This is a genomic window from Streptomyces sp. NPDC037290 (assembly GCF_055603245.1).
On record NZ_JBVJVZ010000005.1, the window covers coordinates 673,574 to 688,731 of the forward strand.

Consider the following 15,158-nt stretch of genomic DNA (forward strand, 5'->3'; position numbering starts at 1 on the left):
AGGCAGAAACCGAGGCGTTTGGTGTCATCGAAAGGGTGACTCCCACCACCGACACGCCCCGTGGGGGCGGGGTGCCGGTCCTTTCCCCACCGCCCCCCCCCCCCAGGACCTAGTCCTCCCCGTACCGCGGATCCACCGTCTCCGGAGTCAGCCCCAGCAACTCGGCCACCTGCTCCACGACCACCTCGTGCACCAGCGCGGCCCGCTCGTCCCGCCCCTTGGTGCGGATCTCCACGGGCCGCCGGTAGACCACCACCCGCGCCCGCCGCCCGTCCCGCGCCGGAACGACCCCGCCCAACGGCACGGCCTCGTCGCTCCACGCCTGCTCACCCCGCCCCTCCAGGCGGGGCACCTCCAACACGAGGAAATCGGTGTCGGCCAGCTGCGGCCACCGCCGCTCAAGACGCTCCACGGAGTCCTGCACCAGGTCCGCGAACGCATCGGCACGGCTGGCCGCGAGCGGCACCTGCGGCGGTGCGATCGGCCCCCGCATGCCCCGCCCGTGACGATCACGGCGACGGGGCCCGGGGCCGGCGGCACGGGGCGGTACACGGTTGTCCATCACTGGGGAAGCGTAGTCCCCGCACGCTCCGCCCGCCCGGCCCCACACGGTGACCCGTACGCCTCTCCCACGGCGACCCGTACGCCCCTCCCAGCGGCGACCGGCCGCTTCTTCCCGGACCGGCCGACCACACCGCCGATCAGCCCTCCGCCGATCGGCCCAGACCCCGCCGAACGGCCGCATCCCACCCCATGTCGCAGGATGACCGTTCCAGCCAACGAATGGCTCGTTTCCATATCCCTCCCAGACCGTCGAACTCAAGGCAATTGACGGTGTTTGTGCCGACTCATGACCGTATCGAGTCGCGCGCAAAACCCGACGGGTACCCGTCCGCGCAGGTCAACACGGCCTCCCCGAAGGGGTGTGTGGGGTGTTTCACAGCACGACACGGTGGAGTGACCTGGTGGAGAGTCGTCGCGGCCCGCTCAAGAGTGCGGTACCGTCCAACGTCGTGAGCCCTGTACGTCGCTGTTCGCGCACCGCCTGCGGCCGACCCGCCGTCGCGACGCTGACGTACGTCTACGCCGACTCGACCGCGGTCCTCGGCCCGCTCGCCACCTACGCCGAGCCGCACTGCTACGACCTGTGCGCCGAGCACTCCGAGCGCCTCACCGCCCCCCGCGGCTGGGAAGTGGTCCGCCTCCTCGACGGCTCCGCTCCCGCACGGCCCAGCGGCGACGATCTGGAAGCGCTTGCCAACGCCGTGCGCGAAGCCGCCCGCCCTCAGGAGCGCGCGGCCGGGGCGGGCGGCGGAGCCCGTACGGCAGACCCCATGGAGGTGGCCCGCCGCGGTCATCTGCGGGTCCTGCGCTCCCCGGACAACTGAGCAACTCCCCGCCGCCCGACCCCGCTCGGACACGACTGGGCGTCCACCTTGGTGTCCGCACACCTCCCCCTTACCCCAGGCGGGTAGTTTGTGGGCACCCATAGGACTTTCAGGAGGGTTGGCCGTGACTGCTGATCTGTCGCAGCTCGTGAAGGCGTACGACGTACGCGGAGTGGTCCCGGACCAGTGGGACGAGTCCCTGGCCGGACTGTTCGGTGCGGCCTTCGCGGAGGTGACGGGAGCGGCGGCGATCGTCGTCGGCCACGACATGCGGCCCTCGTCCCCGGGTCTGACCCGCGCCTTCGCGCGCGGCGCGGCGGACCGCGGTGTGGACGTCACCGAGATCGGGCTGTGCTCCACGGACCAGCTGTACTACGCCTCGGGCGCGCTGAACCTGCCCGGCGCCATGTTCACCGCCTCCCACAACCCGGCCCAGTACAACGGCATCAAGATGTGCCGCGCCGGCGCCGCCCCGGTGGGTCAGGACACCGGCCTCGCGCAGATCCGCGAACTGGTGGAGCGCTGGCTGGAGTCGGGCGCTCCGGAACCGGTCGCCCAGCCGGGAACCCTCTCCGCGCGCGACACGTTGGAGGATTACGCGGCGCACCTGCGCTCCCTGGTCGACCTGACCTCCATCCGCCCCCTGAAGGTCGTGGTCGACGCCGGCAACGGCATGGGCGGCCACACGGTCCCCACGGTCTTCGCCGGCCTGCCCCTGACCCTCGTCCCGATGTACTTCGAACTGGACGGCACCTTCCCCAACCACGAGGCCAACCCGCTCGACCCCGCCAACCTCGTGGACCTGCAGAAGCGCGTCCCCGCGGAGGGCGCCGACCTGGGCATCGCCTTCGACGGCGACGCCGACCGCTGCTTCGTCGTGGACGAGAACGGCGACCCGGTCTCCCCGTCCGCGATCACCGCCCTGGTCGCCCGGCGCGAGCTCGTCCGCAACGGCGGCAAGGGCGCGATCATCCACAACCTGATCACGTCGCGCACGGTCCCGGAGGTCGTGAAGGAGCACGGCGGCACCCCGGTCCGCACCCGCGTCGGACACTCCTTCATCAAGGCCGAGATGGCCCGCACCGGCGCCATCTTCGGCGGCGAGCACTCGGCGCACTACTACTTCAAGGACTTCTGGAACGCCGACACGGGCATGCTGGCCGCCCTGCACGTCCTCGCGGCCCTCGGCGGCCAGGACGGGCCCCTGTCCTCCCTCGTCGCCCAGTACGACCGCTACACCGGTTCCGGCGAGATCAACTCCACGGTCGCCGACCAGGCCGCCCGCCTCGCCGCGATCCGCACCGCGTACGAGGGCCGCGCCGACCTCACCCTCGACGAACTCGACGGCCTCACGGTCGCCGCCCCCGACTGGTGGTTCAACGTCCGGCCCTCCAACACCGAGCCCCTCCTGCGCCTGAACGCGGAGGCGAAGGACGAGGCGACGATGACGAAGATCAGGGACGAGGCCCTGGCCATCATCAGGGCCTGAGACATCGGGCGCGTCCCCGCTGGGCCCACGGGGACGGAGCCTCTGGACGGTGCCGACAGCCCGGCTCGGCCCGTCCACCAGCGGTACGCTGACCAGGCACATCGACAGTCACGAACAACGCCCCCGAAGGGACACGCCATGCCGCTGGAAGCCGGCCTCCTGGAGATCCTCGCCTGCCCGGCCTGCCACGCCCCCCTGAAGGAGCAGGCCGGGGAGCAGGACACCGAGCTGATCTGCACAGGCCAGGACTGCGGCCTCGCCTACCCCGTTCGCGACGGCATCCCGGTCCTGCTCGTGGACGAGGCCCGCCGCCCCGCGTGACGACGCCCCGCACGTCGTAGACAACCCCACAGGACCCCCGGCGATCGGAGGCTGCCGCCCATGCTGGACGAATCGCTGCTCGACACCCCTGAGGCCCTCGCCGAGGCCGACCGCCGGGGCCTGCTGCGCGGCGCCGCCGAGGCCGGCGCCCGCGTCCGCACCGCCGCCCGGCACGCCGCCGAGGCCGGCGTCGGCGACCTCAAGCCCGACGGCCGCCCCCGCGCCGTCCTCATCGCGGGCCCCGGCGCCGCCGCCACCCACACCGCCGACCTCCTCGGCACCCTGGCCGGCGTCGGCAGCCCCGTGGTCCGTCTGGCCCCGACCGGCGTCGCTCCGGCCGCCGGTGCCCTGCGCTGGGAGCTCCCGGGCTGGACCGGTTCCGTCGACCTGCTCCTGATCGCAACGCCGGACGGCACCGAACCCAGCCTCTCCCTCCTCGCCGACCAGGCCTATCGGCGCGGCTGCTCGGTCGTCGCCGTGGCTCCGCCCCGCACCCCGCTCGCGGAGGCGGTCGACGGCGCCCACGGCCTGTTCGTCCCGATGGCGACAGCGCCGTACGACCAGGAGGAACCGCTCGCCGCCTCCTCCTCGGGCGTCTTCTGGGCGCTGCTCACCCCGCTGCTCGCCCTGCTGGACCGCGTAGGCCTGCTCAACGCCCCGCCCGAGACCCTGGAGAAGGTCGCCGACCGTCTGGACCACATCGCCGAGCGCTGCGGCCCCGCCATCGCGACCTACAGCAACCCGGCCAAGACCCTGGCCGCCGAACTGGCCGACGCGCTCCCCGTGGTGTGGACGGAGGGGCCCTCGGCGGGCCCGGCCGGGCGCCGTTTCGCCGCCGCCCTCGCCGAACTCTCCGGCCGTCCCGCGCTCGTCGCCGAACTCCCCGAGGCCCTCGCCGCGCACAGTGCCCTGCTGGCCGGCCCGCTGGCCGCCAGCGCCGACCCGGACGACTTCTTCCGCGACCGCGTCGAGGAACAGCCCGCACTGCACGCGCGCGTAGTGCTGCTGCGCGACCGCCCCATCAGCGGCTACACGGCCGCCCCCGCCGCCCGCGACGTGGCCCTCAGCCACGACACACCGATCAGCGAACTCGAACCGGAGGAGGGCGGCGAACTGGAGACCCTCGCGGAACTGATCGCCGTCACGGATTTCGCTGCTGTTTACCTGGCGCTCGCTTCGGGGGCCTGATCTTTGCTCCGGGTCGGCAGACCCGCGACCACCACGAGCACGGCACCCGGCTCAGCCGCCGGTGACCGCTGAGCCGCGTACGTACGGAGACAGAGAAGACACATGGACCGCCTCGACAACACCGTCCGCCCCTACGCCTGGGGTTCCCCCACCGCCATCCCGCACCTCCTCGGTGTCGAGCCGACCGGCGAACCGCAGGCCGAGATGTGGATGGGCGCGCACCCGGGAGCCCCCTCGCGCTCCGAACGCGGGACGCTCGTCGACGTCATCGACGCCGACCCGGAGCGCGAGCTCGGCCCGGAGACGGTGGCGAAGTTCGGCCCCCACCTGCCGTTCCTCCTGAAGATCCTCGCCGCCGGCGCCCCCCTCTCCCTCCAGGTGCACCCCAACCTGGAGCAGGCCAAGGAGGGTTACGCCGACGAGGAAGGCCGTGGCATCCCGATCGACGCCCCGCACCGCAACTACAAGGACGCCAACCACAAACCCGAACTGATCTGCGCGCTCACCGAGTTCGACGGACTGTGCGGCTTCCGCGACCCGGTCCAGACCGCCGATCTGCTCGACGGGCTCGGTGTTGCGTCCCTCAAGCCGTACGTCGACCTGCTGCACGCCCACCCCGAGGACGCCGCTCTGCGCGAGGTCCTCACCGCGATCCTCACCGCCGACCCGGAGGACATGGCCCGGACGGTCACCGAGACCGCAGCCGCCTGCACCCGCCTGGGCGGCGACTACGCCCCCTACGCCGGCCTCGCCCACCACTTCCCCGGCGACCCCGGCGTCATCGCGGCCATGCTGCTCAACCGCGTCCGCCTGCAGCCCGGCGAGGCCCTGTTCCTCGGCGCGGGCATCCCGCACGCCTACATCAGCGGCCTCGGCGTCGAGATCATGGCCAACTCGGACAACGTCCTGCGCTGCGGCCTGACCCCCAAGCACGTCGACGTCCCCGAACTGCTGCGCGTCGTCCGCTTCGAGCCGAGCGACCCGGGCGTGCTGCGCCCCGAGGCCTCCCCGGACGGCGAGGAGGTCTACGAGACGCCGATCGACGAGTTCCGCCTCTCCCGGTACGTCCTCCCCGAGGGCGGCACCACCCACGACCTCACCCTCGGCACCCCGCAGATCCTGCTCTGCACGGCCGGTTCGGTCCACGCGGACGAGCACGAGTTGAAGCCGGGGCAGTCGGTCTTCGTCCCGGCCGGTGAGAAGGCGGAGATCTCCGGCGCGGGCACGATCTTCCGCGCCACGGTGGTCGTATGACGCAGCTGTGGACAGCCGTCGCTGTGATCGTATGACCGGGGTTGTGGACACCTGACGCGCCGGGGCCCGGCCGGGCTGCAAGAATGGCCCACCGGCAAAGGCCGGGCAAAGCCCGCACACGCCACGACGGCGACGACAAGGTCGAAGGGACAACGCGGACACATGAGCGCGTCAGGCGGTACGAAGGCGATCGTGGCGGCACTCGGCGCCAACCTCGCGATCGCGGTGTCGAAGTTCGTGGCGTTCGCGTTCAGCGGCTCCTCGTCCATGCTCGCCGAGGGCGTCCACTCGCTCGCCGACTCAGGCAATCAGTTCCTGCTGCTCATCGGCGGCAAGAAGGCCCAGCGCGAGGCCACCCCGCAGCACCCCTTCGGCTACGGCCGCGAGCGGTTCGTCTACGCCTTCCTGGTCTCGATCGTCCTGTTCTCCATCGGCGGCATGTTCGCCATCTACGAGGGCTACGAGAAGATCAGCCACCCGCATGAACTGGACAACTGGTACTGGCCGGTGGGCGTCCTGGTCTTCGCGGTCATCGCCGAGGGCTTCTCCTTCCGCACGGCCATCAAGGAGTCCAACGAACTGCGCGGCAGGCTCTCCTGGGCACAGTTCATCCGCCGCGCCAAGGCTCCCGAGCTGCCGGTCGTCCTGCTGGAGGACTTCGGCGCGCTCATCGGCCTGGTCCTCGCCCTCCTCGGCGTCGGCCTGGCCGTGCTCACCGGCGACGGCGTCTGGGACGGCATCGGCACCGTCTGCATCGGCGTCCTGCTCGTCCTGATCGCCCTGGTCCTGGCCGCCGAGACCAAGTCGCTGCTGCTCGGCGAGGCGGCGGGCCTCGACGTGATCAAGAAGATCGAGGAGGCGACCGTCGACGGCGACACCGTCACCGGCGTCATCCACATGCGCACGCTCCACCTCGGCCCCGAGGAGCTGCTGGTCGCCGCCAAGATCGCCGTGCAGCACGACGACACGGCCACCGAGGTCGCGAACGCCATCAACGCCGCCGAGGCCCGCATCCGCGCCGCCGTCCCGATAGCCCGCGTCATCTACCTCGAACCGGACATCTACAGCGAGGCCGAAGCCGCCAAGGGCCCGGACCCGGAGGCAACCCCGGGCGGCCCGAACCCTCACGCGACCGGCCACTGACGCCGCACCGGTGAGGGCCGGCGCCACACCGAGGCACGGTCCTGCCCTGCGCTCGCGCTGAAGCAGCGCAAGCCCAGGGCGCGGGCCGGGCGGCAGTCCGGCGGAAGGCGTCCGGGCCCCGACGGGGCGCGGACCGGCATTCGGGCCCCGGCCCCGTGCGCGCCCGGCTCTTCGCCCTGCGGACCCCGACCGGCGGCCACGGACCCGCACCTGTCTGCCCACCTCACCCCACCTGCTCACGTCACCCGGCTCACCCGACTTCACCCAGCACGTCGAGCAACGCCCGCTCGTCACGGGCAGCCAGCAGCCGCTCCCGGAAGCCGGAATCCATCAGCTTGCGCGAGAGCTGCGCGAGGATCCGCAGATGTTCGTCGCCCGCCGCCGCCTCCGGCACCGCGATCATGAAGACCAGCCGGGCCTTCGTACCGTCCAGCGAACCCCACTCGACCCCCTCGGCCGACCGCGCGAAACCGACGACCGGCGCGGTCACCGCATCCGTCTTGGCATGCGGGATCGCGATCTCCTCACCGAGCCCGGTCGTCCCCAGCGCCTCGCGCCGCAACGCGGTCGCCACCAGCTCGTCCACGTCGACGACCCGCCCGCTGCGCGCCAGCAGCTCCGCCATCTCCCGGATCGCGGTGTCCTTCTCCGCCGCTCCGAGTACGCCCTTCACGGTCCGCTCATCGAGATACCCGGACAACACCCCCGGCTCGCCCTCGGCTCCGGTTCCCTCCTCCGCCGAGGCGGGCGCCGAACCCCGCGCCTCACCCTCGCCGCCGGAAGCCTCCGCCCGCTGCCCAGGCACCACAACCGCGGACACCGCACCGGCGCCCGCGGGCGGCGAGGACTCCCCGACAGGCACTCCCCGCCCCCGACGCCCACTCACATCAACCAGCGTCACGGTCGTCAGCGCAGTGACCACCGCCCCGATCACCACGGCCACGAAGAACATCGGCACCCCACTCACCGCGCCCAGCACCGCAACGATCGGCCCGCCATGCGGCACCGCGTCCTTCACCCCGGCCAGCCCCGCAACCGCCCCGGCCACCGCACCACCGAGCATGTTCGCCGGGATCACCTGCGCCGGCCGCGCCGCCGCGAACGGAATCGCACCCTCCGAGATGCCGAAACACCCCATGAACAGCGCCGCCAGCCCGGTCTCCCGCTCCTGCTCGCTGTACAGCCGACGGCGGATCAGCGTGGCCAGCCCCTGCCCGAGCGGCATCACGGGAATCGCCGCGGCACACATGCCCATCACCGTCTGGTTGCCGCTCGCGATGAGCCCGGCGCCGAAGAGGAACGCCGTCTTGTTGACCGGCCCGCCCATGTCGAACGCGATCATCAGCCCCAGGATCGTGCCGAGCAGGATCGCACTCGTCCCCGTCATCCCGCCGAGCCAGCTCGTCAGATGCTCGAACACCCACGAGATCGGCTTGCCGATGACATAGACGAAGAACAGTCCGAGCGCCGTCGTGGCCACGATCGGTATGACGATGATCGGCATGATCGGCTGCACGAACCTCGGCACCCGGACCTTCTTGATCCACAACACCAGGTACCCCGCGAGGAACCCGGTCACGATCGCCCCGATGAAGCCCGCACCGGCCTTGGAGTCGTACAGGGCGCCCGTGTTGGCGATCCAGCCGCCGATCATGCCCGGCACCAACGCGGGCCGGTCGGCGATGGCATAGGCGATGTAGCCGGACAGGACCGGGATCATCAGCTGGAAGCCGATCCCGCCGATCGCGTTGACGTGTGCCCAGAAGGTGCCGTCGGGGATCACGTACCCCTTCGCCGTCGCATGGCCGCCGAGCGCCAGCGAGACCGCGATCAGCAGACCGCCGACGACGACGAACGGGATCATGTACGACACGCCGTTCATCAGCGCCTTGTACACCGGCCCCCGCTCCCTGCCGCCCCCACCGGACGACGCGGCCGCCGCACCACCCCCGACCCCGCCCGGCGCGTGCACCGGCGCCGATCGCACCCGGTCGATCAGCTGCTCGGGATGGTGGATGCCCTCGGCGACACCGACCGTCAGCACGCGCTTGCCCGCGAACCGGCTCAGGTCGACGTCCTTGTCGGCGGCTACGATGATGCCGTCCGCGCTTTTGACATCGTTGTCATCGAGGACGTTCTCGGCTCCGATGGATCCCTGCGTCTCCACCTTCATCTCGATGCCACGGTTCGCCGCGGCCTGGGCGAGTTTCTCCGCCGCCATGTAGGTGTGCGCGATGCCGGTCGGGCACGCTGTCACCGCCAGCAGCTTCACCTGCCGCCGCTCGTCATCGCGGCCATCCGTGGAGGGAGGGCCGGCCGGACTTGTCACGTCGATCTCCTAACACCGTCGTCGCACGGGGCGCCGTCCCGGTCACCCCGCGAGCGGGACCGGACGACCCCGGCCCCCCTGCATCCTGCACCACCCCGCCACCGGCCCAAGGGCGCACAAGTCCCTGTTCGCACCGGTCTGTAGCCTCCCGTTCCACGGTTTTCAGGGCCCCCGCCGGCCCGTTCCTGCCCCCACGCCGCACCTCGAAACCGCCGCCCTGACCGCTGGAGCCGACGCCGAGGCGGACTGTGGCCGACCGGGCCGTCCGGTGTAGCTTGGGACGGAGCCAGACGTCGCTGCTGATGGCGGTCGGGCGGCCCAGCGCGGGCCGGCCGAGGGAGAGAGGGCCTCCGACGGACTGCGCTGCGCGTACGTGGGCATGCCCGTGTCCTCTTCTCGGGCACCCCTGTGTCCGCCGCCGCGCAGACCAGCCGTACCCACCTCGCCCCAACCCCGAGGAGCAGCTCGCAATGACGACTGTCGACAACCGACAGGACTTCAAGGTCGCCGACCTTTCGCTGGCCGAGTTCGGCCGCAAGGAGATCACCCTCGCCGAGCACGAGATGCCGGGCCTGATGGCGATCCGCAAGGAATACGCCGAGGCGCAGCCGCTTGCCGGTGCCCGTGTCACCGGCTCGCTGCACATGACCGTGCAGACCGCCGTGCTGATCGAGACTCTGGTCGCCCTGGGCGCGCGGGTCCGCTGGGCCTCCTGCAACATCTTCTCCACCCAGGACCACGCGGCCGCCGCCATCGCCGTCGGCCCGAACGGCACGCCCGACAACCCGCAGGGCGTCCCGGTCTTCGCCTGGAAGGGCGAGACCCTGGAGGAGTACTGGTGGTGCACGGAGCAGGCGCTGACCTGGCCGGACAGCCCCACCGGCGGCCCGAACATGATCCTGGACGACGGTGGTGACGCCACCCTCCTCGTCCACAAGGGCGTCGAGTACGAGAAGGCCGGCGAGGTCCCCGCCCTGGACACCGCCGAGTCCGACGAACACCGCGTCATCCTCCAGCTGCTGCACCGCACCCTGGGCGAGAACCCCCAGAAGTGGACCCAGCTGGCCTCCGAGATCCGTGGCGTCACGGAGGAGACCACGACCGGTGTCCACCGCCTGTACGAGATGCAGCGCGACGGCGTCCTCCTCTTCCCGGCGATCAACGTCAACGACGCCGTCACCAAGTCGAAGTTCGACAACAAGTACGGCTGCCGTCACTCCCTGGTCGACGGCATCAACCGCGCCACGGACGTCCTGATCGGCGGCAAGACCGCGGTCGTCTGCGGCTACGGCGACGTGGGCAAGGGCTGTGCCGAGTCCCTTCGCGGCCAGGGCGCCCGCGTGATCGTCACCGAGATCGACCCGATCTGCGCCCTGCAGGCGGCGATGGACGGCTACCAGGTGACCACCCTGGACGACGTCGTCGAGACGGCCGACATCTTCATCACCACCACCGGCAACAAGGACATCATCCTGGCGTCGGACATGGCGCGGATGAAGCACCAGGCGATCGTCGGCAACATCGGGCACTTCGACAACGAGATCGACATGGCGGGCCTGGCCAAGATCCCGGGCATCGTCAAGGACGAGGTCAAGCCGCAGGTCCACACCTGGACGTTCCCGGACGGCAAGAAGATCATCGTGCTGTCCGAGGGCCGCCTGCTGAACCTGGGCAACGCCACCGGTCACCCGTCCTTCGTGATGTCCAACTCGTTCGCGGACCAGACGCTGGCCCAGATCGAGCTGTTCACCAAGCCGGACGCGTACCCGATCGGCGTGTACACGCTGCCCAAGCACCTGGACGAGAAGGTCGCCCGTCTCCACCTGGACGCGCTCGGCGTGAAGCTCACGAAGCTCCGCCCCGAGCAGGCCGCGTACATCGGCGTCGACGTCGACGGCCCGTACAAGGCGGACCACTACCGCTACTGAGCCGGAGACCGTAGTCCCGCCCGCCGGGGAGCGTGCCGGTGCACCGCCGCGCTCCCCGTTGGCAGGCCTCCGAGACAGGCCCCCGCACCCCCGTGCCGGGGGCCTGTCCCTTTGGCCGGTCCGGCCCAAGTCTGGCCAGGTCCGGCCAAGTCTGGTCCTGCCCGACCCGGCCGCCCGCGCCACGGCCGCACGGCCCCGCCCCTGCTGCACTGGACCAGCCCGGATCGGAACCGCCCTCCCCGGCCGGAATGACCCGGGCTACCGACCGTCAGCCCGTCAAGACCCAGGACCTCCATGCCCCGCGGCCGCTATTCGCTCCACGACCCGCACGATCACACCCCCCTCGCTGAAGAACACTTCCAGTGCGCCCCCGGCCCGTCCGGCTGGCGCTATGTCTCCCGGGTGACCAGCCCCGCCGGCGATCACCGCGGCTCGGTCGACCTCGCCCTGGACGACCTCGGCCGCCCCATCCGCCTAGAACTCCACGCGGGAGACTGGCAGGTGCGCGGAGCCGCCCTCGACGGCGTCACCTGGGTCCGCACCGACCTCACCGGAACCCATGCCACCGAAGGCAATGTGCGCGCCCACGCCTTCACCGGCACGTCCCCCGCGTTCCTCGTCGCCACCGCCCGTCTCCTGCGCCTCACCCCCTCGTCCGGCGCGACCCGCGTACGCCTGGTCTCCTTCACGGACCCGGTCCTCGCCCCCCGCACCGTGGATCAGTCCTGGGCCCTGGTGAACAGCGAAGCACACGCCACTGACAACGGCCCCCTGACCGTGGACGAATACCAGGTCACAGCCCTGGACACCGGCGAACGGCACACCATCCACATCGCCGGCGACGTCGTCCTGGCCGCGCCCGGGATCGAGCTGGAGGACCTTCAGTCACCGCCGTCGACGTTCGACTGACACACCAGGACCGGGCGAGACCGCCGGGACGGCGGACAGAGCGGAGACGGGACGGCAGGAACGGGGACGCGGACGGAACGGAGACGGGGTGGAGGCGGACCGCCGGAACGGTGACTGAGCGGCCCTTGCCCTATGCCGGCGGCGCGAACCCGGTGGCCGGCCGGTCGGCCGGCGGCTCGTCCCGCGGCGGCACCGGCGATGGCGCGAGCGGGGCCTGTGGCTGCCGGGCCCAGTTCTGAGACCGGCCGGGGTCCTGAGGCCGGCCAGGGTCCTGAAGCCGGTCAGAGTCCCGAAGCCGGTCAGGCGGGCCGGGATTGGGCGGCGGCCCGGCCGCCTCGAAAGCAGGCTGGGCATCCGCGGCCGGCACGCCAGGCGCGGCCACCGGCGGTGCGAACCCACCACTGCCGAACGCCTGCCGGGCCTCACGCGACTGCCGCTCGTGCACCACCGCGGCCAGGAAGGCGGCCGCTGGCAGATCCTGCGGCACCAACGCGCCCGTCCGCGCGGCGAGGTCGGCCGCGAGCCGTTGGGCCATCCCGAGCGAGACCTGTGGATCGAGCTGCCCCATCCGGGTCAGGTACTGCCGGACCGCAAGCCACAGCCCGTCCGGCACCGCCGACATGTCCAACTCGGCGAACCGCCCCGCCAGCCACGGAGGCGGCGGCGGAACGAAGGCGGCGCGACCGGCCGGTATCCGCTCCCGCACGACCAGGGTGCCTGCGAACACGTCCCCGAGCCGCCGGCCTCGCGCGGACACCAGCGAGGCGATACAGGCGATCACGCCGAACGTCAGCAGGATCTCGACCACACCGATCGCACCCCGCACCAGCGCGTGCCGGAACCGGATCGGCCCACCGTCGTCCCGCACCACTCGAAGCCCGAACGCCAGCTTCCCCAGCGACCGCCCGTGACTGAGCGTCTCCACCGCGATCGGCCCACCGACCAGCACCAGCAGAAACGTCGCGATCGACAGCGCCACCTGTGCGGCCTCGTCCAGCGAAGCAGTCGACATCACCACCGCGATGCTGACGACGACGTACGCGGCCATGGCCGCCACAAGGTCGAGCAGCACCGCCAGCGCCCTGCTCGGCAGCTTCGCCGGCCGCAGTTCGAGCGCCACCGCCTCGCCCGTCACCAGCTCACTCACGCCCGCCGTCCTTCCCTGGTCTGCCCCCGGAAGCGCAAGTCTGCCAAGCTGTGGGCGCATCGCGCCGCAGTACGACAAGCTGATCGCGATCGAGAGCATCCGCGACGAGCGGTCGACGACCAGCCGAGGAGCAGGCAGACCCCATGGACCTGGACGTCTTCGTCTCCGTACACCGAGCCGAATGGGACCGCCTCGATGCCCTGCTCCGCCGTCGACGCCGCCTGAACGGCGCCGAAGCCGACGAACTCGTCGCCCTCTACCAGCGCACCGCCACCCATCTCTCCCTCATCCGGTCCAGTGCCCCGGACCCGCAGCTGACGGGACGGCTCAGCCAACTGGTGGCACGCGCGCGTAGCGCCGTCACGGGCACCCGCCGCGCCTCATGGCGTGACGTCACCCGCTTCCTGGGCCAGGGCTTCCCGGCTGCCGTCTACCGCGCCCGCCACTGGTGGGTACCCACGGCACTGCTCTCCACAGCCATCGCGATCCTCCTGGGCTGGTGGATCGGCACCCACCCGGACGTACAGTCGTCCATCGCCGCGCCCAGCCAGCTGCGCCAGCTGACCCGCCCCGGCGGAGAGTACGAGACGTACTACTCCAGCCATCCCGCGGCGGCCTTCGCCGCCCAGGTGTGGACGAACAATGCCCAGGCGGCCGCGATGTGCCTGGTCCTGGGAATCTTCCTGGGCCTGCCTGTCCTCTGGATCCTCTTCGAGAACATGCTCAATCTGGGTGTCGGCTTCGGCCTGATGTCCTCAGCCGGCCGACTCGACACGTTCCTGGGACTGGTCCTTCCCCACGGCTTGCTCGAACTGACCGCCGTCTTCATAGCCGCCGGCACGGGACTGCGCCTGGGCTGGACCCTCATAGACCCCGGCCCGCGCACCCGGCGCGCCGCACTCGCGGAAGAAGGACGCGCTGCGGTCGGCATGGCGATCGGCCTAGCTCTTGTTCTCTTCGTCTCCGGCGCGATCGAAGGCTTCGTCACCCCGTCCGGCCTGCCCACCTGGGCCCGCATCGGAATCGGCGTCCTGGCCGAGCTGGCATTCCTGACGTACGTCTATGTCCTGGGCGGCCGGGCGGTACGCGCAGGTGAGACCGGCGATCTCGAAGCGGCGGACCGCAGCGCCTCGGTCCCCACCGCGGCCTGATGTGCGTTCCACCCCTGTGAGCTGCTAGTCTCCTCTTCGCCCCACAAGACCCGTTGACACGGATGGCGTGGGGAGGTAGATTCAAACAGTTGCCTGGAACTGGACAAGTTCACAGGTCGCCGTTAGACTCTACGAGCTTTCCGAGGACGTCGAGAACGGCCTCTCAGAGAAGCGCCTCCCGATTACTCAGAAATGAGCGGCCGGTCAGATCGGCCAAGAACTTCTGATAAAGTCGGAACCGCCGGAAAGGGAAACGCGAAAGCGAGAACCTGGAAAGCACCGAGGAAATCGGATCGAGAAAAGATCTGATAGAGTCGGAAACACCGAAGGGAAGCCCGGAGGAAAGCCCGAGAGGGTGAGTACAAAGGAAGCGACCGTTCCTTGAGAACTCAACAGCGTGCCAAAAATCAACGCCAGATATGTTGATACCCCGTCTACCGGATCCTTCCGGTGACGAGGTTCCTTTGAAAAAACACAGCGAGGACGCTGTGTGCGAGGGGACTATTCCTCCTCTCGCACCGCTCTCGTGGTGTTCATCCCGATCACGGGAAAACATTCACGGAGAGTTTGATCCTGGCTCAGGACGAACGCTGGCGGCGTGCTTAACACATGCAAGTCGAACGATGAAGCCCTTCGGGGTGGATTAGTGGCGAACGGGTGAGTAACACGTGGGCAATCTGCCCTTCACTCTGGGACAAGCCCTGGAAACGGGGTCTAATACCGGATATGAGCCTGGGAGGCATCTCCCGGGCTGTAAAGCTCCGGCGGTGAAGGATGAGCCCGCGGCCTATCAGCTTGTTGGTGAGGTAATGGCTCACCAAGGCGACGACGGGTAGCCGGCCTGAGAGGGCGACCGGCCACACTGGGACTGAGACACGGCCCAGACTCCTACGGGAGGCAGCAGTGGGGAA

General features: G+C 70.6%; 12 protein-coding genes and 1 rRNA gene. 10 read left to right on the forward strand and 3 right to left on the reverse strand.

Annotation, left to right across the window (positions count from 1 at the left end; genetic code table 11):
- Positions 1–109: 109 nt before the first annotated feature.
- On the reverse strand, positions 110–562 hold the full coding sequence (locus ACZ7HQ_RS21740) for a metallopeptidase family protein (protein WP_470992290.1): 453 nt from the start codon (positions 560–562) through the stop codon (positions 110–112).
- Positions 563–965: 403 nt separating this feature from the next.
- Here ACZ7HQ_RS21740 and ACZ7HQ_RS21745 point away from each other — a divergent pair, with 403 nt between their 5' ends.
- The 6 genes from ACZ7HQ_RS21745 to ACZ7HQ_RS21770 all read left to right on the forward strand — a co-directional run bounded on the left by ACZ7HQ_RS21745 (position 966) and on the right by ACZ7HQ_RS21770 (position 6,783).
- Positions 966–1,388 carry a DUF3499 domain-containing protein gene (locus tag ACZ7HQ_RS21745; RefSeq protein WP_079661865.1) on the forward strand — a complete coding sequence of 141 codons (423 nt, stop codon included), beginning with the start codon at positions 966–968 and terminating at the stop codon, positions 1,386–1,388.
- A gap of 124 nt (positions 1,389–1,512) precedes the next feature.
- Positions 1,513–2,877, forward strand: a complete 1,365-nt coding sequence (locus tag ACZ7HQ_RS21750; protein WP_470992173.1) for a phosphomannomutase/phosphoglucomutase — start codon at positions 1,513–1,515, stop codon at positions 2,875–2,877.
- 138 nt (positions 2,878–3,015) lie between these two features.
- Positions 3,016–3,198: a Trm112 family protein gene (locus tag ACZ7HQ_RS21755; RefSeq protein ID WP_470992176.1), complete on the forward strand. Its 183-nt coding sequence runs from the start codon at positions 3,016–3,018 to the stop codon at positions 3,196–3,198.
- 60 nt (positions 3,199–3,258) lie between these two features.
- Entirely contained in the window at positions 3,259–4,386 is a 1,128-nt protein-coding gene (locus tag ACZ7HQ_RS21760) for an SIS domain-containing protein (protein ID WP_470992179.1), read from the forward strand.
- 102 nt (positions 4,387–4,488) lie between these two features.
- Positions 4,489–5,640 (forward strand): mannose-6-phosphate isomerase, class I, encoded by a 1,152-nt coding sequence (gene manA, locus ACZ7HQ_RS21765; protein WP_470992181.1) that lies wholly within the window; start codon positions 4,489–4,491, stop codon positions 5,638–5,640.
- Positions 5,641–5,802: 162 nt separating this feature from the next.
- Entirely contained in the window at positions 5,803–6,783 is a 981-nt protein-coding gene (locus tag ACZ7HQ_RS21770; RefSeq protein WP_470992184.1) for a cation diffusion facilitator family transporter, read from the forward strand.
- A gap of 250 nt (positions 6,784–7,033) precedes the next feature.
- Here ACZ7HQ_RS21770 and ACZ7HQ_RS21775 read toward each other — a convergent pair whose 3' ends face one another.
- Entirely contained in the window at positions 7,034–9,112 is a 2,079-nt protein-coding gene (locus ACZ7HQ_RS21775) for a fructose-specific PTS transporter subunit EIIC (protein ID WP_470992186.1), read from the reverse strand.
- A gap of 470 nt (positions 9,113–9,582) precedes the next feature.
- Here ACZ7HQ_RS21775 and ahcY point away from each other — a divergent pair, with 470 nt between their 5' ends.
- Both ahcY and ACZ7HQ_RS21785 read left to right on the forward strand, forming a co-directional pair.
- On the forward strand, positions 9,583–11,040 hold the full coding sequence (ahcY, locus tag ACZ7HQ_RS21780; protein WP_470992189.1) for an adenosylhomocysteinase: 1,458 nt from the start codon (positions 9,583–9,585) through the stop codon (positions 11,038–11,040).
- A 294-nt stretch (positions 11,041–11,334) separates the two neighbouring features.
- The gene (locus ACZ7HQ_RS21785; protein ID WP_470992192.1) at positions 11,335–11,949 is read left to right on the forward strand and encodes a hypothetical protein; all 615 of its coding nucleotides are present in this window, start codon (positions 11,335–11,337) and stop codon (positions 11,947–11,949) included.
- Between the two features lie 130 nt (positions 11,950–12,079).
- Here the strand turns inward: ACZ7HQ_RS21785 and ACZ7HQ_RS21790 are convergent, their stop codons facing one another.
- Positions 12,080–13,096 carry an RDD family protein gene (locus ACZ7HQ_RS21790; RefSeq protein WP_470992293.1) on the reverse strand — a complete coding sequence of 339 codons (1,017 nt, stop codon included), beginning with the start codon at positions 13,094–13,096 and terminating at the stop codon, positions 12,080–12,082.
- Positions 13,097–13,239: 143 nt separating this feature from the next.
- On the opposite strand from ACZ7HQ_RS21790, the gene ACZ7HQ_RS21795 reads away from it, so the two are divergent.
- Together ACZ7HQ_RS21795 and ACZ7HQ_RS21800 are read left to right on the forward strand one after the other, a co-directional pair.
- Positions 13,240–14,247: a stage II sporulation protein M gene (locus ACZ7HQ_RS21795; protein WP_470992195.1), complete on the forward strand. Its 1,008-nt coding sequence runs from the start codon at positions 13,240–13,242 to the stop codon at positions 14,245–14,247.
- A 555-nt stretch (positions 14,248–14,802) separates the two neighbouring features.
- Positions 14,803–15,158: ribosomal RNA gene (locus tag ACZ7HQ_RS21800) — 16S ribosomal RNA — on the forward strand; the annotation flags it as partial.